We start from the raw sequence: 26,503 nt of genomic DNA on the forward strand, positions 1-26,503 counted from the left end.
TTTTTGTTAAAATTCAGCTCAAATTCGTTAACTAATGATCAACATTTGTGCAGCGTAGTTCAATTTTGGTGCAACGGCAGAGGAAGCGGGGTATGAATCTGCTGATTTCGTCGGAACGATCACATTGTGGGCAACATTTATCCCTAAGACATAAGAATCAGTAATTGAAAATATAAATTTCAGCCATATCAATAACACCAATCTTTATTCTTATGACGATAGGGGTATTATTTTTCGCGAGCTACATTAACGGTGTTAAGCGCAAGTGTAGATATTATTTATATTATACATGGAGTACTACAATGAATAAATTCTCCCTTTCTACAGCAGGTATTCTGGTCGCAGCGCTGTTAACCAGTGTCAGCGTCAATGCAGCAACAGATAACGCTAAAACTGAAGTGACTCCGAAAGGCATGAACTGTCAAGAGTTTATTGATTTGAACCCACAAACTATGGCTCCGGTGGCCTTCTGGGTGCTCAATGAAGACGAAGACTTCAAAGGTGGCGATTACGTAGACTATAACGAAACCGTTACGACTGCAGTTCCTCTGACCGTTGAACTTTGTAAGAAACATCCGCAGAGCGAATTAAGTAAAATAAAAGACGAAATCAAAAAAGAATTATCTAAATAAAATTAAGCCGTTATTAAAACCCAGCCAAAGTGCTGGGTTTTGTTATTTGTGACATTGTCACTTCTTTCTTTTGCAATACTTAAGAAATCTTTATAAAGATATAAACGCCTGTGCCGATACTGGATAAAAGTTAGCCTTTTGCAGAAGGAGTTTGTATGGCCTGTTATCCTACTCGTATTTCAACGCGTTTAACCATCGGCGGCATTCTGCTGCTTGCAGTAACGACTATTGTTATCGTGGTGATTATGCTCTGGCGTGGTCAGCCGCGCGTCGTTGAAATCAACACCGCCCTGATCGAAGAAACAGGGCAAGGTTTAACCCGTCAGTTGAGTACCGTATTGTCCCGAATTGAAGGTGAGACAGTCAGCATGTCGCGACTGGCTGAAGTGTTGCCTAACGATGAATCTCTGTATCAAAGCGTCGTTCCGCATCTGATTGGTGAAGGTAAAGACTCGATTATTACCGGCGGCGGCATCTGGCCAGAACCAGACGCCTTCACCGCAGGTGTGGAGAAAAGAAGCTTTTTCTGGGCGCGTAATGCCGAAGGAAAGCTTGTCTATTCCAACGATTATAACGTCGAAGGATCAAGCGGATACCACAATGAAAGCTGGTATCAGCACGCCAAAGGGCAATCACAAAACAACTGCCTATGGTCTGATGTTTACCAGGATGCCAGTTCAGGTGTCAACATGGTGACATGCAGCGTGCCTTATCAGCAGGCGGGCAAGTTTGCCGGTGTCGCTACCACCGATATCCGTCTGGATAACGTCGCAACTTTCATGCAGCAGCAGGGCAACAGTACTGGCGGTTACGCGTTTGTGGTAGACAAGCAGGGACAAATTCTCTATTTCCCGCAGGCCGACCTGGCCAAACATAAAACCATTAACGATCTGGCGCAAAGCGCGCAGTGGCTTATCCCGGTGCAGAACGGTCTGAAATCTTTGCGCCCGACAGATGGGGTGAAGACCATAACGCTGGAAAATGATCTCGTCCTGAATACAGCGTCACAGGTCATGCTGTTCCCGATGCCAGATACCGGCTGGGTCGTAGGGCTTGTGACACCAGAATCACGTATTGTCGGTCTTGCCAAAGTGATGATGCAGGACGTTCTGGAGGTATTGATCCCTATCATGACGCTGTTGCTGGTGGGATCATGGCTGGTGGTTCGTCGACTAATTTCACGTCTCGATGATACTCGTCAGGCTCTTGATGACATCGCGCAGGGAGAAGGTGATCTTACCCGTCGTCTGGATGTTCGCGGCAAAGATGAGATTTCGGCTATCGCCGAGGCGTTTAACCTGTTCGTCGATAAAATCTCGGCCATCCTGATCACCGTCAGAAGCAGTAGCACAGTGGTGGCGAATAACGCCGTTAGCCTGGCTGACAGTAATATGGAGCTTTCATCTCGCGTAACGCAGCAGGCCGCTGCGCTGGAAGAGAGCTCAGCGGCTATGGAGCAGTTAAATGCGACCGTTCATCAAAACGCCAGTAATACACAATTGGCGGATGAGCTATCCGATAACACAGCGCAAACGGCCAACCGTTGCGGTGATGTGATGCAGGGCGTTATCTCTACGATGGATAACGTCAGCGCCTCATCCGGCAGAATGGTGGAAATTGTCGCGGTCATCGACAGCATTGCGTTCCAGACCAATATTCTCGCCCTGAATGCCGCGGTTGAAGCCGCCAGAGCGGGTGATGCTGGCAGAGGGTTTGCCGTCGTGGCCTCCGAAGTGCGTACGCTGGCTCAGCGTAGTGCCACCGCCGCCCAGGAAATTAAAGCGTTGATTGATGAATCCGTTTCTCATGTTGGTAGCGGAAGTCAGCAAATTCACACTGCCGGCGAACGTCTGGGAGAACTGGTCAGCAATGTGCGTCAGGTACGCCAGTTGATGGGGGAAATACGCGTTGCGGGTGAAGAACAGCGTAAAGGTGTTTCCGAAGTTACGCTCGCCGTTACCGAAATGGACAGCACCGTTCAGCAGAATGCCTCGTTAATTGATGATGCCGCAGCACGGACGCAGGCGCTGAAAGAGGAAGCGGAACAGCTGGCATTGCTGGTCTCTTCTTTCAGATTACCTGAGCCTTCCGTTGCCTGATAACCACATCCTATCCGGGTACAGATCTTGTGCCCGGATAATTCCAGTATAATGGTACTTAACCACGATTTATTGATTTAACTCCTCTTTATTGTGTCTTACAAAACTTTGAATCATTCTCCGCTTAACTCTATAATATTGGGTGTAAAGTCGTTTTTATTCCAATAAGAGCCAATATTATGGATTTAACGCTCAATACAGCAGCCGATATCGTCAAACTACTTTGCGACAGATTACGTAAGGAACGGCTCGCGCAGCAAATGACGCAGGCAGATGTTGCCGCGCGTTCAGGTGTCGGTGTGAATACCGTTTCGAATCTGGAGGCAGGTAAAAATGTAGGATTTGAGAATCTGGTCAAAGTCGCGATGGTGTTAGGCTATGGTGACGCGCTGGAAGGCTTGTTCAAACCCAGGATCGACAGTCTGGATGATATTTTGCGTTACGAGAAGAGCGCGGCACGCCAGCGGGTGAAAAGGAAAAATACTGATGCCTGAGCAAGTCGATGTCTTTTATGAAGGCTGGGGTGAAAAATGGTTGTGGGGAAAACTGGTGTCTTCCTCAGCCCTGACCGGACGCCCGTTGATCGCCTTTGAATACAGTGAAGACGCTATACGTAAGGGGCTGGAGCTGTCCCGGTTAAGGTTACCGCTGAACGGTCCTCGTTTACGCAGGGATTTCCCGGCTCATCAGTTGGGATTACCAGGACCCGTGTACGATTCGCTACCTGATGGTTGGGGTATGCTGTTGATGGATCGTTTATTTAAACGCCGTGGACTCAACGCAGCGCGCATAGGACCTCTGGAGAGGTTAACCTGGGTCGGCAATAACGCAATGGGCGCCATGACGTTCCGGCCCGTTCAGTCAGATGTCGAGACGCTTTCAAAAGAGGATGTTCCTCTCGAACAACTGGCATCTGAGGTTCAGGAAGTCCTGAGCGGCGAAGGCGGGGAATTCTTGCAAAAACTGCTCCAGATGGGCGGTTCACCGCAAGGGGCCAGGCCAAAAGCGTTACTCTATCGTGACAGTGTCACGTCAAAGTTCACCACTGCGCCCCTCCCGGAGAGCGAAAGCTGGTTGATTAAATTTCCTGCCAGGCATGAGCATGCTGAGGTATGTGCCATCGAAGCGGTATATGCTGAATGTTTGCGGCAATGTGGGATCACTACGCCTGATACCGCGTATTTTAATCTGCCTGACGGGCAGGCGGCATTTGCTACCCGCCGTTTCGACCGTGACCAGTCGGTCCGTATTCCTATGCAGAGCCTGGCGGCATTTACCGGTGCAAATTACCAGATACCCGGTGCTTTAGATTACCGGGATTTTCTGCGCGCCACACAGATTTGTACCAATGATGTCAGAGAAAAAGCGAAAGCGTTCGAACGCGTGGTTTTCAACGTGGCATTTAACAACCGTGATGACCATCCCAAAAACTTTGCCTATTTAATGTCAGCCGCAGGAAACTGGACTTTGGCTCCGGCTTACGACGTGACCTGGTGCGAAGGACCCGGCGGGTATCACCAAATGGACGTGCTGGGAGAAGCGCTGGATATCGAAAGAAAGCACCTGCAGCAGCTTGGCATACAGGAAGCTGAGCTATCAGCTGAGCATGTGAACGCTATAATCGACAAGATCTGCCACCATGCAACAGCGCTAAGCGTTACAGCCAAAGACAAATACGCCGATCAGATAACACAAACTACGCTGAATACGATACAGAAACAGATTAATGAAAATGTCCGCAGGTTAATGTCCCTGTGATCCAGAGACAGCCGCTACACTTAGCGAAGAATTAAATCTGAGCGAGGCAACGTTATGGCTGAATTTGTCGTGAATATGCTGAAAAACACGCCAGTTTGGGTGTATCTGCTGTTTGCCTTTCTACTGTATCGAGGGATTAAAGCCAGAACACCTGCCACTGTCACGCTGGAAAAGCTGGCGCTGATCCCCGCTATTTTTTTAGTCTGGGATATCTACGATTTAATCACTTATCGCGACCCGACCCTCATTACGTATATTCAGTGGGCGATAGGTATCCTCAGCGGCGCAATCATTGGCTACATATTAATTAACCCCGGTCGTTTGAGCCGCAGTAGCGCACCACGGAGTATTCACCGTCCGGCAGATTATTCCGCATTGCCATTTATGCTGATGGCATTCGGCGTTAAGTACGTACTTGGCGTACTTAACGCCATTTCCCCCGACGTTTTACGTCAACCCGCAATGAGCGCCCTGGCTATCATTACTGGCGGCATGTTCGCCGGAATTTTTGTGGGGAAATTTACCCGCTACGTGAGCGTCTGGCTCAGGCTTCCCGCTCAGAACAACCATTAACGTCCCCAACGATTGCGAATATAGGTCACAGCTTCCTGCGTTTGCGGTTGATTAAGGTAATCTTCGCGAAACAGGATCGTGCCGTTAATGTACGGTTCGGTCTCGTTTAAATCGAGCTGCTTTTTCAGTTCCGGCACACCGCCTTTGACCGTCCAGTCTGGCTCTTTTCTCGATGGTTCACCGACTTTATACAGCGCTACACCAATGTAGAGGCGAGTGTTGGTTGATTTCACTACATCTGCCCACCATTTTGCCAGTACATCGTAGCGCGCTGCGTCGCGGGCAAAAGGCCAGTAGAGTTGCGGTGCGATGTAATCCAGCAAGCCTTGTTGCACCCAACGGCGGGTGTCGGCATAAGACTCATCATACGCTGCCGCACCGCGCGTGTCGGAGCCCGCTGGATCGTGCGAACGGTTGCGCCATACGCCCGCAGGGCTGACACCGAATTCAACCTCAGGCTTGAGTTTCTTGATAGTCCGTGATACCTGGGCAATCAGCCGTTGCGTGTTATCTCGGCGCCAGTCAGCTTTGGAAGCGAATCCCTGGCCGTATCTTCTGAACGTCTGGCTGTCATTGAGCGCAGAGCCGGGAGACTCGGTATAGAAGTAATCATCAAACTGCACACCGTCAACCGGGTAATTCTCAACCACTTCCGCCACGATGCTGGTTATCCAGTCACGCACTTCGGGAATACCGGGGTCTAACACAAAACGCTCGCCCGCGGTGCGGATCCAGTCCCGATGCAGGACGTATACGCTGGACGGTGTTTGTGACAGCGTACTGTTTAATTCAGTGACCGTCGAAGGTTTGGTGTTTACAGACACGCGATAGGGGTTAAGCCAGGCATGAACTTTCATTCCGCGCTTATGCGCTTCATCGAGCATAAACTGCAGCGGATCGTAACCCGGATCCTGGCCAATCGTGCCGGTCAGGGTATCTGACCACGGCAGAATCTTTGACTTCCACAATGCGGTCCCATCGGGCTTAACCTGGAAAAAAACGGTGTTAATACCAAGTCGTTTCAGGTTGTCCAGCTTATCCGTCAGCGCTTTTTGCTGCTGGCTAATGCGAGCGGCAGGCGAACTGATGTTGACAGATGAAATCGGCGGCCAGTCCAGACGCGAAACCGTTGCCAGCCAGATACCACGCACCGGCTCCTTGCTTTGCTGCGGTTTACTCACCGGAGGCTGTGGCGTAATTCTGGAGCCGGGCGGTTGTGAAGAACAGCTGCCAAGTAACAACATACTGCCCACAAGTACAGCAAACCATTTCATGTTGGTCAGCGGTAGTCTGGCACGAAAACGGGCGATAATCTTCGCCAGTTTTTTCTGATAATTTCCTGAAAAGAAACCGGATGCTGCCATCTGATTTTGCTCTTATTTCTTCTTATTGCGGCTGTTAGCCCAGGGATCGAAGGCCGGTTCGGGAGTGTTATTTGAGGCCTGGTCATGTAGAGAGTCCAGGTACAGTGCTTCTACTTCTGCCCGTGCCCACGGCGTACGGCGCAGAAACTTCAAACTGGATTTAACGCTCGGTTCATTTTTAAAGCAGTTGATATTAATGCGTTGCGCCAGCTCAGCCCAACCATAACGATCAACCAGGGCATTGACCTGCATTTCTAGCGTCACGCCATGTAAAGGGTCTTTAGAATTATGAGCATTCATATGAAGTCCAGTTCAGTGGTTCCAGATTTTGTCAGTAGTGAGACGGGAAGAAGGTTACAAGAAAGCAAAGCTGCCAGCAACGGCAGAAAGCGGTATGGCGCGACAAGCCGTACGTCATACCGGCAATGGATGATTCAATACTCTTTAAAAGCCAGTTCCAGACGGGCAATCAACGGTTTAAACAGGTAGCTCATCAGGGTTCGTTCACCGGTCTTGATCGTCACGCTGGCGGGCATTCCCGCTTTAATTTTGTAATCGCCCAGCAAACGCGCGCCCTCTGCTGAAACCTGTACTTCCGCAAGGTAGTAAGGCTGCTGAGTGGCTTCATCAATTAAACGGTCCGCAGAGATAGTCAGAACCTGGGCCGGAACCGAAGGTAACAGCGCATGGTTAAGGGCAGGGAACAGCACATCAACGGTTAAACCGGGGACCAGTTTATCAATGGCATGTACGGGTATTTTGGCATCAATTTGCATCGGTTGTCCGGCGGCGACGATATCCATCAAATGTTCTCCGGGCTGAATGACGCCGCCCACGGTACTGACTTTAACATCCAGCACAATACCGTTAATCGGTGAGCGGATCTCGGTGTTATCCAGCTCATGACGCGTTGATACCAATTCATCCTCCAGCATTGCCACTTCTTTTTGGTTTTCCGTCAGTTCAGACTCAACTTCACGTAAATATTGATGACGCACCTGATAGGCTTTAATTTTTAATTCGTTCTGCTGCGATTTCAGTTTGGCAATGTTAAGAATATCTTCTGAAACGCTGCCAGATATTTCTGCTGCCTCGCGCTCCAGCACCAGTAATTGTGCTTTGGGATAATAGTTTTTTTCGCTCAGCGCCCGAATAGCCCCTAACTCCCGGTTAATCAGAGAAAACTGGTGGTCGCGATAGCCTTTTATTTTATTGAGATTATCCGTCTGTCCAACCAGACCATCGAGCGTCTCCTGAATCATCGACAGTTCATCCTGAATCGTTTTGCGACGGGTATCGAAAAGTTTAGCCTGCAGATTTCTGACTTCTGATAGCCGTTTATTGCCAGAGAATTGCTGCGTCAGCGTAGTATTAAAGCGGATCACATCCAGGTCATCGCGTTCTGCTAACAGGCGATCTTCGATACTTTTTGCAGAAATATACTGGGCATTCAACGCGCTGAAACGCATTTCAAGCTGCATTTTATCCAACCGGACGAGGACCTGATTTTTCTTCACGAAGTCGCCTTCTTTGATAAAGATATCGGTTACCCGACCGCCGCTCAGATGCTGAATGGTTTTGCGGTTACTCGATACGGTTACCGTACCATCGGCGACCACGCCCGCATCTAACGGAGCTTGCACTGCCCAGAGGATAAAACTACCGACACCAAGCACAATGACGATCACGCCCCGGATAATCGGTGACCAGATATTGGTATCTACGCCAGCAGAGGCCGTGTTGTGGGGATTCTTTTTCATCATCAAGCCTCACGTTGCTGTTCAGTCGTGGATGGAGAAGGCGTAGCCACCGGTTTCAGTACGTTGGCCTGACGTAAATGGGCAAAAACCTGATCGCGGGTACCAAACTCCTGTATAACGCCATCGTTAAGCAATAAAACCTTATTGACCACGCCGAGCAGCGTCGGGCGGTGTGAGATAATGACTGTGGTTTGTCCCTGGGTACGCAGAGCATTGATGGCTTTAACGAGTGCAAATTCGCCCGCGTCGTCAAGATTGGCATTCGGTTCATCAAGCACGATAAACGCAGGATTGTTATACACGGCGCGCGCCAGCCCGATGCGCTGCCGCTGCCCACCGGAGAGCTGGTATCCACCTGCGCCCAGCAGAGTGTCATAACCTTGCGGCAAGCGCAGGATCATCTCATGAACGCCTGCCAGTAATGCGGCGGCGACGATAAGCTCACTGTCATTCTGCGCGAAGCGGGCAATGTTTTGTGCGATGGTACCGTCAAACAGTTCCACATCCTGCGGCAGATAGCCAATAGACGGGCCCAGCAGCGCTTTATCCCACTGGCATATATCTGCGCCATCTAATCTGACTTTCCCTGATAACGGTTTCCAGACGCCAACCAGAACCTTTGCCAGCGAGGTTTTTCCTGAGGCTGAAGGGCCGATAATTCCCAGCACTTCACCTTGCTCCAGCTGGAATGAGATATTACGCAGTAGCGGAGAAGGCTGGCCGGGGGCTGCAGCGAAGACGCTTTCGACGCTGATGTTGCCATTCGGACGCGGCAGGGTCAGTACCTCTTTCGGCGCCGGATACTCCTTCAGCAAGGTTGAGAGCTGATGCCACGCGCTACGAAACTGCACGAACTGCTTCCAGCTGCCAATGACTTGTTCTACCGGGTTGAGGACGCGGCCAAGAATGATCGAGGCGGCAATCATCAAGCCCGGGGTAATATGGCCACCGATCACCAGTAAAGCCCCGGCGCCCAGCGCAATCGACTGCAGCAATACCCGCACAAAGCGGCTGAGACTGCTTAACCCGGCCGTTTTGTCGGCAATCTGTGTTTGTAGCGCCAGCACTTTGTTATGTTGCTCCTGCCAGTTGGAATTCAGGGTCGAAAGCATCCCCATCGCTTCAATGGCATCGGCGTTTTGCAGCTGTTTATTCAGTTTACTGGCATTGTTAATGGTTAAGGCGTGCGCTTGCTGAATCGGGCGCTTGGTAGAGATTTCAGATACCAGCGTCAGAATAAATAATAACGTTATTCCGCCGAGAGAAAGATATCCCAGCAGGGGATGGACCAAAAAGGCGATGAACAGATATATCGGCGTCCAGGGAATATCCAGTAAGGCGAACAGACTATTCCCGGAAAGAAACTGACGGATCTGATCCAGTTCGGCTAAAGATTGCGCCGGGTTGTTATCACCGGTAACCATCTTTCTTTTAAAGGCTGCGTTAAAGACCAACTGACTTAGCTTTATATCCAGCCTGTTGCCAAGCCTGACCATAACCTGCGCGCGGGCAGATTCAATCATGGCAATAACGATATACAAGCCGACTACCAATAAGGTTAACATTAACAGCGTGGTGGTATTTTTACTGACCAGCACACGATCGTAAACCTGTAGCATATAAATTGCCGGCGCCAGCATAAGCATATTAATCACACAACTAAAAAACAGCAGCATCAGAAAAGTGGGTTTCGTTCCCTTTAATGCATCATTCAGTTCTGTTGGCGTATGCTGGCGCGACATAGTCTTCTCCTTATACGATCAATGAACTATTGCCATTGTTGCTGGCAAGGGTAGTGGGCATTTCCAGATAAAAGTCACCAATATTCACGGTGGTCGAATTGACGCCCACCAATGTGATGGTGTCTGTACCGATAGTCACAATGGTGTTGCCATTGTTTCCGGTGATAGACACGCTGCTGGCAAAATTACCCGCGTTGATACCTAACAAGACGAGATCAAGGAAGTCCTGCCCGCCGTTGGGGTTACTGTCAAAACCGGTAATTCGGTCCTGCCCAAAGTTGGCCCCAAAGGCGAAGATGTCGCTCCCGGTACCACCGTCCAGAATGTCGTTACCTTCCTGACCATTGAGAATATCGTCTCCACTACCGCCGGAGAGGGTATCCGCGCCCGCACCGCCAATCATGACGTCGTTGCCAACACCACCTTGCAGGTTATCAACGCCATCTCCGCCATCGAGGAAGTCATTCCCGATACCACCAAACAACTGGTCGTTACCGCCCATACCAAACAGATAGTCGCTACCAGAACCGCCCGTGATGGTATTTGCAATGGCATTACCGGTACCAATAAAACTGCCGTTGCCGGTAAATACCAGTTCTTCCACGTTATCGGTGAGGTCGTAGCTGCTGAGGCTGGTTCGGACAACGTCCGTACCGCTATTCACACCTTCGATAACCACATCACCGAAATCATCAACGATGTAGGTATCATCGCCCGCGCCGCCGGTCATACTGTCGGCACCAAGCCCGCCATCAAGCGTGTCGTTACCGGCATCACCTTGCAGAATATCTTGTCCCGCCTGACCAGAGAGGCTGTCGTTTCCAGCACCGCCGATGAGCAGATCGTCACCTGTACCGCCAAGTAAGGTGTCATTACCGCCTTCACCGCGCAGGATATCGCTCCAGGCAGTACCGACGAGGGTGTTAGCCCCGTTGGTACCAACAATCAGATCGCCCACAGGCTGGGTGGTGGTCGACGTCAGGACAACAGGGGGGTTGCCTTCATCGTCGACGACTGTAACGACCACCTGCAACGTTCTGCCGACCATAGCCTGGCCCGGCGTATAGGTAGCGGATGTCGCACCGTTAATGTTGACGAATCCGGTTGGCGAACTCATTCTCCATTGATAAGTGAAATTACCGCCGCTCAGACCATCAGCGTCAGAAATGCCTGAAACCACCGCGGTCAGCGTCAGGCTTTCAGTTGGGGTGAGGTCGTTAATTACTGGCACACCGGTCGTGGCCTGATTGCGCGGGAGGATTGCCTGAGTTTGTGCCGACACCAGGGTTTCAGCGTCACCCATGCGGTCGTTAAAACTGGCGACCACACGCAACGGTGCGCCCTGAATAGCGCCAGGCACTCTGAACTCAACGCCTGTTGCCTGATCTCGCCATTGGCCGTTGACGAATGCCTGCCAGGTCATAGTGATGGCCACATCCGCCGCCAGCCCGTTACCATCCAGCAAGTTCGCCACGTTGACGCGCAGCAGGTCACCCACCGAAGGATTAGGATTGCTGATGGTCAGATCGCCCGTCGCTTGTTGCCCCGTCACCCACAGCTGCTTCCCATCGCCAAACTCCAGTTTTTCGATGTTCAACAGACGATCGATGCCATCATTCAGGTTCAGCGCGGCATCCGGCGTAGCGTGATCGACGCGCAGGCTACCGTCCGCCATACGGGTAAAGACATAGTTGCTGCTGACATCACGGTACACCGCGACGTCAGTTTCCGTGCCGTTACCTTCATGCAGAATTTCGCGCACAATCGACAATTGATTCGGTTTCAGCGTGCCGGCCAGCATGTACGATTTCAGTTCGGCCATACCTTCGGCGCTGGTGAGTCCCGCCATACCCGTAACGGCAATACGGACGTTGAGCCACGCATCACCATCAATGATATCGTTACCAGCTTTACCCATGATGCGGTCGCTACCACCACCGCCGAGTAAAATATCGCTACCATCATCAGGATTCAGTAGCACCGCGTCCGGATTTGTAGAACGCTCTACACCGAGAATAGCCTGTAGACCGTTGATCCGGTCCGCACCTTCCTGGGTCAGGTTGTTAGAGAGGGGAACGCCCTGAACAGGTGCAGTACCTATCGGCTGTTCTGTTCCGGTCAGGATATCGTCGTGTTTCCAGCCCGACAGCCCTTCAACAAGATCAAAACGGTCGCGTAGAATAAACTCCTGCTGGTTGACGAAAATAGGGATCCCAAGGTCAGAGTTAGCGCCATTTGGGTCGCCTTTATGGATAGCCCAGTCGAAACCGGCCATGCCATTATTGCGCTGGATCCCCGCGCCCTGAACCATGATGTCGTCACCGGCTTCGCCATCGTAGTCGGTGTCGTTACCCTGACCGTTGAGGACATCGTGACCGATAATGGTACTGTTGAAGAACAACTCAGAGTTGTCCCCCGCCAGCGTGTCAAACCCGTCGCCGCCTTCCAGCCAGTCATTGCCTTCGTTGCCCATCAGGAAATCACCACCCGAGCCGCCAAGCGCAAAGTCGTTATCCTGACCCGAGAAGACCTCCTGCGCATCTTCGCCGACCACCACGAAGTCGCTGCCGCTGCCACCAAAGACCAGATCGTTTCCGTTACCGGAAAAGATAACGTCATGTCCGGCATCGCCATGCAGGAAGTCCGCATCACCAACAGGCGTTCCGGTATCGGTAATAATGTCATCACCGTCACCGCCGTGGACCACATCTGCTTCGTCACCGCCGTCCAGTCGGTCATCTCCGCCATCGCCCCACAGGCTGTCGATCCCTTTACCGCCGATTAACGTATCGTTGCCTGCCGTCCCACCAAGCACCACATGCCCATCGCCGGTATATTTCAGATACCCACCATCGGCAAAACTATCGCCGTCAACATCCACCCCTGGGTCGCGACGCACCAACAACGGCGAGAGTAGATCTTTCAGCGGATTACCCCATTTCGGGTCGATTTCCGTTTGCAGCACGCGGTTCACTTCAAAAATATGGTCCGGTGTCTGGAACAGATTAGCGGGCAGGTGGGAGGAACCCTCATCACCAAGATCGCTGTTACGCATTACCAGCGCGGAAAACGAGTTGGCCTCCAGTTCATTGAGTAAGTTCAGCCCCTGAACGCGGCTCAGATAGTAGAAACGATCACCGTCCTGAAGCATTTCCATTTGTGTTTCAAAGACGAAGTTGAAGGTTGAGCCGAGCATGCCGCCAAATTCATTTTTGCGCTCAGCCAGCCCGCCAATCCAGAAATCGACCATATTCAGACCGGTCTCTTTGGTTGCCCACGCTCCGGTACTGTTAAAGAAATCCATCACATCCGCAGGCGGGGAATTGTTAGCATCACCAAATAACAGGAAGTTAACCGCTGCGCGCTTACCTTCAAGGCTGGTAGCGTTGAGGATCAGTTCGTGCTGACCATAGGCGGCCATAAAGTTAATGATTGAAGCGGGATTTTTCAGGTAGGTAGTGAAGTCAGCCCAACTGGTATAAGGCTTCAGTTGGCTATCGCCGCTTAAAGCAAAAAACTGCTCGCGGGCCTGGTTCAGCGTCGGCATTGCGGTGTCACGGCCACGGGCTATATTAAGCGCGCCTAAATCGAGGGGCAGGCCGATGAGATTATTACGCAAAGCATCGGTAATAAATTCATCAATTTCGTTACCCACCTGACGCGTCATACCACGCACTATTGCGCCGATAGCCTGATCGTCCGTGACGGTGGCCCCGTTGATTTGATTAAATGCTACCGGATTCAGGAATGCTGAAATCAGGTCAATATCACCGCTTTGCATATCAATGTCGGTACGCGCCACGGTTTCTGTCAGCATTGAATGCCCAAAACGGTAAACAACATGCGCAAACTCTGCAAAGATCAGCGGGTTAATATCCGCCGTGTTGGAGAAGACAAACGGATCGACGGCAGGTTGTACGGTACGGGCAAACTCCTCGAATACGAGGTGCTGATATTGCATTTCCGTGGAGAAGCGGCCTGCCTGGAATAAGTACTCACCGTTCCATACCAGAGTATTGGTATCGGCAGGTAATTCCGTGATTTGGTGGTTGGGCATCAACCACTGGTTAATGAGGTCGATATCGCCGGTTTCCAGCAGAGTGGTTTTATACTGCTCAACCAGGCGGTTATGCTCGCTGTGAAAAACGGCGTGCACCGCGGTTAAACCTATATTTTCGTTCCCGCGCCCGTCACCGGTGATAAAGTGGCGATCGAGCAGTTCGTTATCATAGGTTCCTGCCGGTTGCGGTCCTTCTCCGCCGATGGCGCTGTCATCATCTGCCAGCAGACCAGCTTTTGGCACGGCAGTATGAGCGATGTCATCCAGAAACGCATGACCGGTGCGGAACGTCTCCGCGGGTAACAGGCCTCCGTTGGCTTCAACCAGCCCCCCGGTGGTAACAATCTGTACCTTTCCGTTTTCACTTAAAATCAAATTACCGTAGCGATCCGTTGCCAGCAGGGGAACATTAAACACGTCCTGATCGGTAAGTTTAATGCCAAGCAGGGTTTCAGCCTGGTTTTTAACGTCGGCCCAGGTCGCCAGTCCACCGTTCGCACCACCCAATAAATTCCCGGTAGGCTCAGGTTTCCCATCAATAATGACGTATTCGCGGATGAAAATTTGATGTGAAGGATGGGAGGTGTAGGTTTGGTTTTGGTCGATGAAGGGGGTCGTCAGGTTTACTGTCTCTCGATTTTCATCCACCGTTGCCCGGGTTAATAGCATAAAGTTTGTCGACGACCCTTCAACATATAAAGGGTCATCGGGCTGGAGCGGAATGAAAACGATACCGTTGCCTCCTTTCGGAATCAGATCCAGACCATGGTCGAAAAACTGGCCAAAGAAGGTCATCCAGCCGTTAAAAGCAGGGGAGAGACCGATATCGGGAGACTGATTGGGAATGGATAAGCTGCCATCCCCAGTAACAGTCCCGCCGCCGGGCGCATCTTTTAATGCGTTAAAAGCCTCCAGCGCGGCCGGGTTTGAGGCCGTCTGGTCTGAAATTAAATTGCTAATTATTCGTGGGTCGGCATCAATAACAGTGCCACCAATTTGGATATAACTGGTCATTTGATCCGCATCCTGCCAGTTTAATGCGGTTAATCTCGGCATTGTCTGATCGGCAGAACCGTATAACTCCTGACCTGGTAAAAGGTTATTCCATGAGCCATCTACCGTGCGAAGTCCATAGGGCAAGAGTGGGCTGGAGACTAATTCCCGAAGCATTTCAGCATTAACGCTCCCGTCTGGGTTAGTTGCCGCTTCGGATATTTTGATCTGCTTAAGAATAAAAGCAAGATCGTGCAAGGTGACAGTAAAGTCATATTGTGAGGCCATAAGTCATTACCCCTATCTTTACTTGTATTAGCTATCATCATTCGTTCTCATGTTTATAAAAAACATGTGAGAATGAGTCGTATTTAGTGCTTGGTTGTTATTGCTTGTACAACTCCATTTAATAAAATGCTCAGATTATCAATGACGTATTTAGCGTCATCTTCGTGGATATTCATATCGCGAAATAATGTGTTCGCAGGTTTAAAAGTTTGCTATTTGTGTGCAAAAGACACACTTGCTCTCTTGAATTATCAGGCATATTCAAGGTCTGCTGCGTCGCAAGTTTGAGCGTAGTAAGGGTTAGATGTGTTGTTTTTTTCTCACATTACATTTCTGTGATGATCATAACTATGGTTTTTCCTTTGCCGACTTCACTCATACTTTTCTATGAATAAGATTGTATTTTCATTTCTTTACATTAGGGGGGTGGCAATTTATTTTTACACCGAAGACAACGCTGAGTAGACTGCATTGACGCTTCAATTTATCAGGAAAATATAACGTTATCTCGGTTAAACATTCCTCTCATCTTAAAATTATGTGCTACTTTGCCAGGTTGAATTAACCCGGGCAAGTTATGTTAACACCAGTACGAACACGGGTAATAACGAAGGTTAACTTTAAGACTAAACGGTCACAAGGTTGGCTATGGCTGCATTAACTTGTGATGAATATGGTCTTTATCGTGTTTAATTCGGGTTAAGAAAATTTTTCTTAGGGAAATCATGCCTGTAGATAAAATTTAATATAAACAATGAGTTATATCGATAGCATCGAGATTTAGATCTTATTTAAGACCGACCTAATATGATTTGAGAAAACAAAGGTTTTAATCTCTGGGATTATTCTTAAACTAGCAGTCATCGTAGGGTTAATCCTACGGAGTCATAAGACATTACTGGCGTCGCTGTATCCCTCAATAAATACTCCGCTCTCAGCGGAGAGGGACTATTGAATTATTTATTACGATACCGATGTATTTATTAATTAAGGACAGACAATATGAAAATCAATAATCCTCATACCAGTTACATATTTGCAGCTGGTGGCCTTGCGTTATTGTTAGCGCAGATAGCGTATGCTGATTCAGCAAATACCATCACCTTTAAAGGCGAAGTGACCGAACAAACTTGCGAGGTCACGGTTAACGGTGTAAATGCACGGCCGGTAGTATTACTGCCGTCGGTTGCGAAAAGCGATCTCGCGGCAGCAGCATCTTCAGCAGGCCTGACAACATTCACCCTCGGCGTTACTGGTTGTACTGTTGATTCTAATGCGTTGGATATTAAAACCGTCTTCGTTGCAAATAATATGACCGAGCGTGGAAACCTGGCTAATACGGGTACAGCGCAAAATGTTGAATTACAACTGCTGACCGATAGCGCGGGCACTACGCCGATTGATTTGCGTACTGGAACTCCAGTTGCAGGAATCACCGTTGCGGCCGGAAATACCTCCGGTGAGCACGACTTTGCCGTGCAGTATTTTAGCCCGAACGGTGGAGCAACCGCCGGGACAGTTGTCGGCACTGTGCAATACGCCATTTCCTATTTGTAAGCGAGATCTGCGTGATGAAAGGATTGGCTATTGGTTTAGTTGGAATGATGATGTGCTTCTGCGTGCAGGCAAGCATAGTGATGACCGGCAACCGGATAATCTATCCGGCAGACAGCCGGGAAGTCAGTGTGCAATTAACTAATCGCGGCGACGTCCCTGGTGTCGTTCAGGTTTGGCTTGATGATGGCGATGCACAATCCGTACCACAAACTGCGGCCGCTCCTTTTGTCACCACTCCACCGGTCTTTCGGATGGCGGCCCACGCGGGGCAAACTGTGCGGCTGCGTTACATCGGCAAACCCGTTGCACAGGACAGGGAATCGCTATGGTGGTTTAACTTCATTCAGATCCCGCCCATAAATAAGGATGCGCAAAACGATAACCAGCTTCTGGTGCTGGTACGTAGTCGCGTAAAAGTATTGGTAAGACCCAAAGGGCTGGCGGGTTCGCCGCTGGAGATGGCGAACACCAGCCGGATCTGGCTGCAGAATGGCAAGCTGCATTTACGCAATAATAGTGGTTTCTATCTTGCGCTCTCGTCACTTGACGTCAGCGGTGCGGGAAAAAAACAGCGCATTCAGAGCGAAACGATCGCACCGTGGGCGACAATGTCGTGGCCTGCAAAAATTTCGCAAGTGAATGACGCGCAAATGCGCTGGATTAACGATCAGGGAGCCTCATTAAGCGGGCGCGTGGCATTGGAGAAACAGGACAATGTCCGAAACTAATCCACGCTGGTGGTGGCTTTTTTTGCCAGCTGCGATGCCTGTTTTTGCCAGCAATTACACCTTTGACGAAACATTGTTGCTTGGGAGTGGTTACGAAAAAAGCCTGGCAATGCTCAACGATCCGGATGCGGTGGTCGCGGGACGTTATAGCGTCGATGTCTGGCTCAATGGACGGTATGTAGGGCGGGATGATGTGTTGTTTCGCCAGAATACAGCAGGGCGTACCGAACCCTGTCTTCCGGCGAAATTCTGGGATGAACAGGGCGTAACAGCAGCGTCGGAACAAGCGCAGGATTGCTTCGCCCCTGAAGCTCGGATCAGCGGTGGACGCTGGGATTTTGACCAGAGCTTATTGCGTCTGAATCTCAGCGTTCCTCAGGCGGCATTAAAACGTACCCCCATGGATTATGTACCGCCGTCGCAGTGGCAAAGCGGCGAGAGCGTGTTGTTCAGTAACTACAATCTGCACGCCTATCACAATAAAAATAACGGTCAGCAAAGTGATTATGGTTGGCTGGGACTGAGCAGCGGCTTCAACATGGGGAGTTGGCAATTTCGCCAACAGTCGTCTGCCAACTGGCGGCGCGATGGCGATCGAGAAAGCCAACGTTGGGATGCGCTGCAAACCTGGCTTCAACACCCTGTCGCATCTCTGGAAAGTTTACTGACGGTAGGCGAAAGCTACACCTCGGGAAATCTGCTTGGCAGCATGGCGTTTACAGGTGTCAAACTGGAAACCGATCAACGAATGTGGCCACAGTCGCGACGCGGCTACGCCCCAGAAATTCGTGGTACGGCATCTACACCTTCACGCGTTGTGGTTAAGCAGAATGGTCGAACGCTTTACGAAACCAGCGTACCACAAGGCCCTTTTGTACTCGATGATTTGCCGAATACAGCCTGGGACGGTGATTTACAAGTTGAAATCACCGGCGCCGATAACAAAAAGAGTAGCTATACCGTGCCATATGCCAGCGTACCTTTATCACTGCGTCCCGGCGTCTGGCGCTACGGTCTGGTGGCAGGTAAGACCCGGGATTACAGCGCGGCCGATGGTCTGTTTACCGATTTCACGCTGGAGCGCGGGATGACGAATCTCCTGACCGCTAATGGCGCTTTGCGGATCGGCGACGACTATCAGGCACTGCTGATGGGAGGCGTTCTGGCAACGTCGATGGGCGCTTTTGGTGTCGATGTTACCGGTTCGCGGGCCCGGATTGCTTCTCAAACCATGAGTGGCTGGCGGCTGCAAACCAACTGGAGCAAAACGTTCACCCCGACAGGAACTCACGTCGCGCTGGCGGGTTATCGCTATTCCACAGAAGGGTATCGTGACTACGGTGACGTTCTGGGTGAGCGAAGCGTCAGCGGAAGCAATACGCAATGGCGCTCGGATACGCTGCGTCAAAAAAACCAGTTTACCGTTACTGTGAACCAAACGTTGAGCAGCTACGGAAACCTATGGCTGTCGGGATCAATGATGGATTACTACAGTGACCGTGGCAGCAGCACTCAGTTGCAGGCTGGGTATAACACCACCTTTGGACGAATGACACTAGGTATGTCATTCAGCCGACAGGACACCTGGTGGCGTAACGGCGACCGTTCACAAGTGCAAAAAGAAAACATGGCAACGCTTACCGTCTCAATGCCTTTGGGTATAGGCGAACGTGAGCATACGCTGGCGCTGTCGGCGAGTCAGGCTCAACAGGCTGGGCGCAATGCGCAGTTGGCATTGTCTGGTGCGCTTGATCAGGATGAAACCCTTAATTACGCGCTGTCTACTGGCTGGCAACAGGGGCAAGGTGAGTCAAACAGCGTGACCGACTGGGGTGGTTCACTGCAAAAAAATACGGCTTTCGGCACGCTAAACGGCAGCGTCTCACAGTCACAAAACTATCAGCAATGGTCTGCAGGGGTACGCGGGGCGCTCGTTGTACATCGCCATGGCATTGTTGCCGGCCCGTGGGTTGGCGACACATTTGCCCTGGTGGAAGCGCCAGGCGCTGCGGGAGCCAGAGTCGGGGGCGGACAGGGTGCAACCGTCAACAGCGGGGGTTATGCGCTGGTCCCCTCATTGACACCTTATCGTTATAACAATGTGACTCTCGACGGTAGTGAAATGAACTCCAACGCAGAGCTTCAGGAGAGTCAACGGCGCATTGCGCCAATGGCAGGGGCCGCAGTAAAACTGCGTTTTGCAACGCTCTCTGGCTATCCGCTACTCATCACTGTGAAGAGTGACGTGACGTTACCGATGGGAGCGGCAGTGACCGACGGTCGAGGTCGTGTAGTCGGGATGGTTGCCCAGGCGAACCAGGTATATGCCCGCGTTGAAGACGAAGAGGGACTATTGATGCTGGAAAGCAGTGATTGTTCATTGCCGTGGAAACTTAACCAACAACAACGTACAGAACCGTTAATTGCATTAACGGTCGCTTGCGTAACAAAAGGGCGCTCATGAGACTATTTTTTCTGGTGCTGGCGCTGTTTTCTTGTCAGATACAGGCCGCCTGTGAATACATTATTTATCCATATAAATCAGGAAGTAGTGGCGCACAAGGCACGCACAGGCTTAGTGCAAGTACGGACGGCATTGCCAATGACTGGCGCTCCGGTGGCGGCAACGATGCCTGGAACGGGCTATTGCCGGGATTGAGTAAGTCTGTCGATATCACCAGTAATAGCAGTTTTCAGCCGGCAGGGACGATCCTGACCTCCAGCGGCGGGATCCCTTTTACCACTTATGCCCATAAAGGCGGCGGTTACGATCCTGAGCAGGTATTTTTCCGTTGTACACCGGACACAGCCGGGCAACTCTATGAAGCCTGGTCAACTAACGGCGATGACACCGTGGCTGGCTGGTATGAAGCAACGGATGTACCTGGCGCGTATCTGACCATCATGAAAAACGTCGCATTACGCTTGACGCACGATGCGACAGGCAGCGTCTTTACCGACAGCTGGCAGCAACGCCCACTGGAAAACCTGGATCTTGATACCAATGGCAACTTCCTGATTAAGGCCAAGAACTTCTCGACGATAAGTGCCGAGTTGATTAAAACGCTGGATACACGCTACTACGCCAACCAGGCGCAGTCTGCTACTTACAATAGTTATGTGAATCCCAATGCTTACGTGGTTTTTCGTGGGCCCGGTACGACTTCGTGGGGTATCAAGATAGGTCAGCCACACCGTGGAGGAAATTGGACTGGCTGGGCGAATGACTGGCCGTCAGTGATTAGCCTGTACAATAACGGGATCTTCGTCAAACGTGCAGCAATGTGTCAGGTTACCGATTTTACGCCCGTTGTGCATCTGCCGCCAATTTCCGTGGCCCAGCTCAAGCAGGGGGAGTATTCATCAGCGCCCTTCCAGATAGGATTTGCCTGCGAATCAACGGTGGTTTCCGGTGTGGCGACCGGGAAGAGCAATGTCGCAATGGGGCTGCTTGCACCGGAAAGCAGCGTCAACAGCGCCTGGGGTTTTAATTTGATTACTGGTAAAACCGTAACCTGGCTATTAGATACGCAATATGGCGCTCCCGGGCGGGCTCGCGGCGTTGGCGTGCGTGTTTACCGTGCGGGTAGTCCGGTGAATTTTATGGCGGTGTCAACTGTCGGCAGCGGTAGCGAAGGCGGCTGGATGCCAGTCATTGGCAGCAATACGCAGCAAAATGGCAGCCAGGATGGCATCAATTACTACAGCGAAAGCTTCGAAGCTCGTCTGGCAAGTTTTGGTGCAGATACGTTAACGGCGGGGGGCTACCAGTCACATGTACAAGTTTTATTGCGTATTCAGTAGCCTCTGGATGTTGGCATTTGGCGTGCAGGCAGCGGTTAACATCAGTACTACTCGGGTCATCTTCAACCACGGAGAGACTCAACGCTCGGTGATGTTAGTCAACGACGGTAATTATCCCGTGGTGATTCAAAGTTGGGTAGATGACGGCACGCCAGAGAAAGGGCCATCTCAGGCCAGCTCGCCTTTTATCGTGCTTCCCCCGGTGCTAAAAATTCTCCCCGGTGAACAACGCGAGATAAAGGTGATGACGACTGGGGCGGGGCTTGCCAACGATTATGAGTCGTTATTCTGGCTCAACGTGTACCAGGTTCCAGCGGAGTTGAAAAATAGCCCAACTGGTGAAAAAGTGCGCTTAACGTTAAGAAATCAGCTAAAAGTCCTATGGAGACCGAAAAACATAGGCGTGTTGACTGAAAAAAGCATCAATCTTCTAAGTTTTCACCATGAAAGTGGGGGGATTTACGCTGTTAATCAGAGTTCCTGGAACATATCTCTGGCTAATGTAACTTCAGGAGACTATTCCATAACTGGAATAGTGGTTTCACCGCGTTCCCGGCAGGTAATTTTTAAGTCAGCACCTCCTGAAATGCTGAATAATAAGATAAACTTTACTGTGATTAACGATGAAGGAAATCGTTGGGGATTTTCAACTGTCGTAAATTAACGCTGGCAGTGCTCGCGCTAGCTAAATTGACAAAAATCCATATTCAGGGAACATAATGGCACACGTGTTTTTGCTTAACAGTACCGTTGTATTCTGGCCAGAGCGGAACGTACTTTACGCGAAATCAGATGAGACCAAACGTATAACATTAAGCAATCCGGCAACCCGTTGTTTACTATTATTAATTCAACAACAGGGGCAGGTTATTGAACGTGATTATTTCTTTGAGCATGTCTGGTATATTAACGGTGCGCAGGTCACCAATAATACGTTCTATCAGAATATTTCCTTGCTGCGTCGCGCGTTTAAAGAACTTGGCCTGAATGAAGAACTTATCGTAACCGTACCGAAAGTCGGGATCCGCCTTGAGCCACAACTGGAAGTGCTGGAACAGAAGATTGAAGAACCGCTTAGCGATCTCTCTGTCACGCCATCGGTAACGCCGGTAAATACAGTGACAAAATCACTGCGTATGCGCTCACTGTGCTGGATTCTGGCGGGTGTTGTGTGCTGCGTTATAGCCGCAATAGTGACCTGGGAGGCACAGTTTGATCCCAAACTCAGTCGCTATGTGTCTTTAGGCGTAGGGGAGGGATGCCACTGGTACGTCAATCAGGATGTGCTTAAATTTGATCAGCACCAGCAGTTTATCAAAACAAATACGCTGGATTGTCAAAGTTATCCCTGGGTTTATCTCACGCTGTATCCTAATTTCCCGCGGATCTCCGCATTAACCTGTCGAAAGCAATTTAGCCGCTGGCAGGATAATGATTGTGTGACCCATTATTATTTCGCGGAGTCCAGACATGTGGGGACGTAATATAAAATGGTGTGTTGGCATCATCTTAGCAGTAGCGTTAACAATTGCAGTCACGATGACGTTACAAAACTGGCAGCGGTCACATTTTGATTGCTCCGGAGAATTAGTAATGGAGTATCCAGATATTCGTGGTGATATTTCAGTCAGGTACGTTTTTAATGGCAGCAATGGGGTGGCTATTTTACGCGGAAAAATCACTGATAATAACGGTGAAAAGCTGGCGGTAAATCAAAATGTCTGGTTTACCTTTACCCGCAAGGATGATGATTACTTTATGGAATCCGGAAATGTCGCTTCAAGTTCCGGTGGCACTAACATTCATCCATTGTTAGCGAGAACGTTGCCAGATTTTTTCCTTAAACCCAAAGAACCATTTTATTTCAGCATATTGCGACTCAATAGCAGTACATGGCAGTTCTATACCAGCCGTTCGCCGTCGGTGTTTTGTCAGCGTTAAACCGTTGAGATTGCACTCTGTATAGCGTTTGCATCCAGAGTGCTTGTGCTCAAAGCATTTCAACTGCAGGAGCGAACTTTGTTGCTCAGACCTTCATGATTGGTTATTCGACAGAGAAATCAGAAGGGGCGAAGACTGAACAGGTCCATGGGGTTAGAAGCCTAATACAGTTCAAATTCAATTTAACATAATATACATTATGCGCACTTAGATGGAGTAAGAAAGAACCTGTGTTTTTTTGGTCGTCCTTCTTGTGCAGCTGAAACATAGTGTTAAACGGCGCTGCTGCGTATCAGACGATACAGAACATGTTGTGCTAATCGATGATCTGGCGGCAACGCGGGATGCACAAACTCTTCTGCTTTACTCATGCCAAGGCGTATCATCAGGTTCTCAGACGGTTTGTTCAGCACCGAAGTAAAAGAAACCACCTCAGTTAACGCCAGTTCCTCGAAAGCAAAAGTCAGGCAGGCTTCAGCAGCTTCCAATGCAAACCCCTGATGCCAGAATGATTTCGCAAGACGCCAGCCTATTTCAGTACAGGGTGAAAAATGAAACTTATCAGGTTGTGGATGTAAACCTACGCAGCCCACAAACTGGTGTGTTTCTTGTAGTTCAACGGCCCAAAATCCCCAGCCGCGCTCTGTAATGCCTTCCTGGAATCTTGCGGCAAGATTGTCGCTTTCCGTCCGTAGCAATGGAGCCGGAAAAAAACGCATCACATCGGAATCGGTATTTAACGCGGCGAATGGCGCTCTGTCTTTCGCTTCCCACTGACGGAGAATCAGTCTCGATGTTTCCAGCATAAATCTGCCCTTATCATTCATTTTCATATAATCTTCTAAAAGAAGCTGCTCATCGGCAAGGACTAATGAACCCCCTTTCCGCCTTTTCTTCTTATACTGGAGATTCATACATGGCCGACTGGAACCCTTCGCTTTATTTGCAATATAAAACTGAACGTTCAAGACCCGCAGCGGAATTACTTAGCAGAGTGGCGTTAGAAAGTGTTCGTTCAGTTGTCGATCTTGGCTGTGGTCCGGGAAACAGTACAGCATTACTGCATCAGCGCTGGCCTTCAGCTCAAATAACTGGGGTTGATACCTCACCCGCGATGCTTAATGAAGCGCGCAACACATTACCAAAATGCCATTTTATTGAAGCGGATATCAGTACGTTTCAGGCAGAGCACCCCGTGGATCTGCTTTATGCCAATGCATCGTTACAGTGGGTACCCGATCACTATGAATTATTCCCGCACCTGGTCTCACAACTGAGTCACAATGGCGTTCTGGCCGTGCAAATGCCAGATAACTGGCTGGAGCCAACGCATGTATTGATGCGCGAAGTGGCTTATGAACAAGATTACCCAGACCGTGGCCGTGCTCCGCTTCCTGGCGTTCACGCCTACTATGATATTTTGACCGAAGCGGGTTGTGATGTAGATATCTGGCGTACAACGTATTATCACATTATGGATTCGCATCAGGCAATTATCGACTGGGTAAGCTCGACGGGCCTGCGCCCCTGGTTGCAGGATTTGAGCGAAAGCGAGCAACGTCATTACCTGGCGCGCTACCATGAACTGCTCCAGGAACAATATCCGTTGCAGGAGAACGGCAAAATTTTACTGGCATTTCCGCGATTGTTTATTGTTGCCAGACGCAATAGTTAAGCGTTTATCATCTGGCAGATCACAGGAATAAACTATCAGCCATGCGTACCCTCGCCTTTTTATCATAAGGATCTAGTGGCTATGTCTGGCTTCTGCTAGTGTCTTGCAATATGTTTCTGACGGGGGTTGTTATGTCTAAAGTCTACATTGGTGGGTGTCTGTGTGGCTCGATCCGTTTCACAGCCAGCAGTCCTAATAATTCCCATACCTGCTCCTGCGATATATGCCGGAAACATACGGGCGCGCCTACCGTCGTCTGGATTGAGTTTGATGCAGAAAATGTAGAATGGACGGGAAAAGCCGGAAAACCGAAAACCTGGCGCTCATCAGAAACGACCAGTCGGGCCTTTTGCCCTCAGTGCGGCAGTTCCGTGGGCGCCATCGATGACGCCCCGGTCATTGCGCTTTTAGCCGGTGCTTTTGACGATCCTAACGATGAAGACCTTGCACCGGAGTTTCATTCGTTTTCCGATATGCAGCCCGCGTGGTGGCAAAACGAACGTCGCTAAGTGAGTTGATAGTGCTTATCCGGCATATGCTTTGCTGGCACATTTGTTTCATCATTCATTTGCAGCAAATCGATTTCGATTGCATTGCAAATCGCATCCAGCGGCAGATCGTTGTTCTCAGTGCCAAACGGATCTTCAAGCTCTTCTGCAAGCGTGTCGAGCGAAATAAAAGTATAGGAAATAAGCACTGAAATAAACGGTGTCATGTAGTGCAGATCGACCACCAATGCAAATGGCAACATGATACAAAACAGGTACACAGTACGATGAAGGATCAAGGTATAAGCAAACGGCACCGGGGTATTAGCAATCCGCTCACAACCGGCCAGTACTGCAGACATATCATTTAACCTATTGTTTAAACTGTGAAATAATATGTCAGACAGTTGACCATTACGTCTGCGTACGGCCAACCACTCGCCCATCAGCAACAAGATGCGGTTTGCCGGTGATTGTGCGGCAAATACCGTTTGCAAATCTTTCTCGCTAAGATATTTCGCTAACGGCTTCGCCTGTGGGTTTCTACGTAACGTCATGCGTAAACAGTGAGCAAATGCAATTTGCAGACGCACAAACTGTCCCAGTTCTGCATCGTCAGGTAACGTGGTTTTTACCTCACGCAGAAGCGATCGGGAAGCAATCATCAACTGCCCCCACAGGTGTCGGGCCTCAACGTAACGTGAATAGCAGGCGTTATTGCGAAACCCCAGAAAAATAGCTATCGCCACGCCGAGAATGCTGAACGGCGCAAGGGTAAACTTAATGCCCAGCATCGTATACCAGGGCAACATGATAATAACGGCGATGGAAAGCAGGAAGTTCAGCAGCAGACGTGAAAAAATCTTGGATAATACGGAACCGTGCCAGACGAATATCAGGCGCATCCAGTGTTGTTGGGGACGAACGATCATGGTTATCTTCGGGAAAATGTGAAATCCGTCACATTAGACGCGATAGCGATCAATGTTGCAAGTTAATCGCAACATTATCCAAACAACTTTTGCCCTGCTCAAAACGAAG

Annotated in this window: 21 protein-coding genes; 14 read left to right on the forward strand and 7 right to left on the reverse strand. The window is 50.1% G+C overall.

What is annotated here, in order from left to right:
• Nucleotides 1–302: 302 nt before the first annotated feature.
• The 5 genes from hdeB to SK39_RS00205 all read left to right on the forward strand — a co-directional run bounded on the left by hdeB (nucleotide 303) and on the right by SK39_RS00205 (nucleotide 5,062).
• A complete protein-coding gene (gene hdeB / locus SK39_RS00185) occupies nucleotides 303–632 on the forward strand; it encodes an acid-activated periplasmic chaperone HdeB (RefSeq protein WP_003019999.1) in 330 nt (109 codons plus the stop codon).
• 155 nt (nucleotides 633–787) lie between these two features.
• Nucleotides 788–2,731, forward strand: a complete 1,944-nt coding sequence (locus SK39_RS00190; protein WP_032935743.1) for a methyl-accepting chemotaxis protein — start codon at nucleotides 788–790, stop codon at nucleotides 2,729–2,731.
• Nucleotides 2,732–2,910: 179 nt separating this feature from the next.
• A complete protein-coding gene (locus tag SK39_RS00195; RefSeq protein ID WP_003836258.1) occupies nucleotides 2,911–3,225 on the forward strand; it encodes a helix-turn-helix domain-containing protein in 315 nt (104 codons plus the stop codon).
• On the forward strand, nucleotides 3,218–4,489 hold the full coding sequence (locus tag SK39_RS00200; RefSeq protein ID WP_032935745.1) for a type II toxin-antitoxin system HipA family toxin: 1,272 nt from the start codon (nucleotides 3,218–3,220) through the stop codon (nucleotides 4,487–4,489). Before SK39_RS00195 ends, SK39_RS00200 begins: the two co-directional genes overlap by 8 nt.
• A 54-nt stretch (nucleotides 4,490–4,543) precedes the next feature.
• Entirely contained in the window at nucleotides 4,544–5,062 is a 519-nt protein-coding gene (locus SK39_RS00205; RefSeq protein WP_003836260.1) for a hypothetical protein, read from the forward strand.
• On the opposite strand, the gene SK39_RS00210 is transcribed toward SK39_RS00205, so the two are convergent.
• From SK39_RS00210 to SK39_RS00230, 5 genes are all read right to left on the reverse strand, one after another.
• Nucleotides 5,059–6,426: a glycoside hydrolase family 10-like protein gene (locus SK39_RS00210; RefSeq protein ID WP_003843674.1), complete on the reverse strand. Its 1,368-nt coding sequence runs from the start codon at nucleotides 6,424–6,426 to the stop codon at nucleotides 5,059–5,061. The two genes, SK39_RS00205 and SK39_RS00210, sit on opposite strands and share 4 nt — an antisense overlap.
• Nucleotides 6,427–6,438: 12 nt before the next feature.
• Nucleotides 6,439–6,726, reverse strand: coding sequence for a VF530 family protein (locus SK39_RS00215; protein WP_003843672.1), 288 nt, complete (start codon nucleotides 6,724–6,726; stop codon nucleotides 6,439–6,441).
• 134 nt (nucleotides 6,727–6,860) lie between these two features.
• A complete protein-coding gene (locus SK39_RS00220) occupies nucleotides 6,861–8,189 on the reverse strand; it encodes an HlyD family type I secretion periplasmic adaptor subunit (RefSeq protein ID WP_170926215.1) in 1,329 nt (442 codons plus the stop codon).
• The gene (locus tag SK39_RS00225) at nucleotides 8,189–9,928 is read right to left on the reverse strand and encodes a type I secretion system permease/ATPase (RefSeq protein WP_048216467.1); all 1,740 of its coding nucleotides are present in this window, start codon (nucleotides 9,926–9,928) and stop codon (nucleotides 8,189–8,191) included. Before SK39_RS00225 ends, SK39_RS00220 begins: the two co-directional genes overlap by 1 nt.
• A gap of 10 nt (nucleotides 9,929–9,938) precedes the next feature.
• Nucleotides 9,939–15,269 carry a peroxidase family protein gene (locus tag SK39_RS00230; RefSeq protein ID WP_048216468.1) on the reverse strand — a complete coding sequence of 1,777 codons (5,331 nt, stop codon included), beginning with the start codon at nucleotides 15,267–15,269 and terminating at the stop codon, nucleotides 9,939–9,941.
• Between the two features lie 1,002 nt (nucleotides 15,270–16,271).
• Between SK39_RS00230 and SK39_RS00235 the strand changes: the two genes are divergently transcribed.
• The 7 genes from SK39_RS00235 to SK39_RS00265 are packed head-to-tail and all read left to right on the forward strand — an operon-like array spanning nucleotide 16,272 to nucleotide 23,299.
• Nucleotides 16,272–16,826: a fimbrial protein gene (locus SK39_RS00235; RefSeq protein ID WP_016150243.1), complete on the forward strand. Its 555-nt coding sequence runs from the start codon at nucleotides 16,272–16,274 to the stop codon at nucleotides 16,824–16,826.
• Between the two features lie 14 nt (nucleotides 16,827–16,840).
• Nucleotides 16,841–17,554 (forward strand): fimbrial biogenesis chaperone, encoded by a 714-nt coding sequence (locus SK39_RS00240; RefSeq protein WP_231593824.1) that lies wholly within the window; start codon nucleotides 16,841–16,843, stop codon nucleotides 17,552–17,554.
• Complete coding sequence (locus SK39_RS00245) at nucleotides 17,541–20,018, forward strand: fimbria/pilus outer membrane usher protein (RefSeq protein WP_048216470.1); 2,478 nt, start codon at nucleotides 17,541–17,543, stop codon at nucleotides 20,016–20,018. The genes SK39_RS00240 and SK39_RS00245 overlap by 14 nt, the downstream gene beginning before the upstream one ends.
• Nucleotides 20,015–21,358 carry a fimbrial protein gene (locus SK39_RS00250; protein ID WP_048216471.1) on the forward strand — a complete coding sequence of 448 codons (1,344 nt, stop codon included), beginning with the start codon at nucleotides 20,015–20,017 and terminating at the stop codon, nucleotides 21,356–21,358. The genes SK39_RS00245 and SK39_RS00250 overlap by 4 nt, the downstream gene beginning before the upstream one ends.
• 7 nt (nucleotides 21,359–21,365) lie before the next feature.
• A complete protein-coding gene (locus tag SK39_RS00255) occupies nucleotides 21,366–22,022 on the forward strand; it encodes a fimbrial biogenesis chaperone (RefSeq protein WP_048216472.1) in 657 nt (218 codons plus the stop codon).
• Between the two features lie 55 nt (nucleotides 22,023–22,077).
• Nucleotides 22,078–22,842 carry a winged helix-turn-helix domain-containing protein gene (locus tag SK39_RS00260; protein WP_016150238.1) on the forward strand — a complete coding sequence of 255 codons (765 nt, stop codon included), beginning with the start codon at nucleotides 22,078–22,080 and terminating at the stop codon, nucleotides 22,840–22,842.
• Nucleotides 22,829–23,299, forward strand: coding sequence for a hypothetical protein (locus tag SK39_RS00265; protein WP_016150237.1), 471 nt, complete (start codon nucleotides 22,829–22,831; stop codon nucleotides 23,297–23,299). The genes SK39_RS00260 and SK39_RS00265 overlap by 14 nt, the downstream gene beginning before the upstream one ends.
• A 272-nt stretch (nucleotides 23,300–23,571) precedes the next feature.
• Here SK39_RS00265 and SK39_RS00270 read toward each other — a convergent pair whose 3' ends face one another.
• Nucleotides 23,572–24,105, reverse strand: coding sequence for a GNAT family N-acetyltransferase (locus tag SK39_RS00270; RefSeq protein WP_016150236.1), 534 nt, complete (start codon nucleotides 24,103–24,105; stop codon nucleotides 23,572–23,574).
• 110 nt (nucleotides 24,106–24,215) lie between these two features.
• On the opposite strand from SK39_RS00270, the gene tam reads away from it, so the two are divergent.
• Complete coding sequence (tam, locus tag SK39_RS00275) at nucleotides 24,216–24,974, forward strand: trans-aconitate 2-methyltransferase (protein WP_003836295.1); 759 nt, start codon at nucleotides 24,216–24,218, stop codon at nucleotides 24,972–24,974.
• Between the two features lie 131 nt (nucleotides 24,975–25,105).
• Complete coding sequence (locus SK39_RS00280) at nucleotides 25,106–25,483, forward strand: GFA family protein (protein ID WP_003836296.1); 378 nt, start codon at nucleotides 25,106–25,108, stop codon at nucleotides 25,481–25,483.
• Here the strand turns inward: SK39_RS00280 and SK39_RS00285 are convergent.
• Entirely contained in the window at nucleotides 25,480–26,394 is a 915-nt protein-coding gene (locus tag SK39_RS00285; RefSeq protein ID WP_046670674.1) for a bestrophin family protein, read from the reverse strand. The genes SK39_RS00280 and SK39_RS00285 overlap by 4 nt on opposite strands.
• Nucleotides 26,395–26,503: the final 109 nt, after the last annotated feature.

This window comes from Citrobacter sp. BIDMC107 (assembly GCF_001037575.1).
Classification (GTDB): Bacteria; Pseudomonadota; Gammaproteobacteria; order Enterobacterales; family Enterobacteriaceae; genus Citrobacter; species Citrobacter freundii.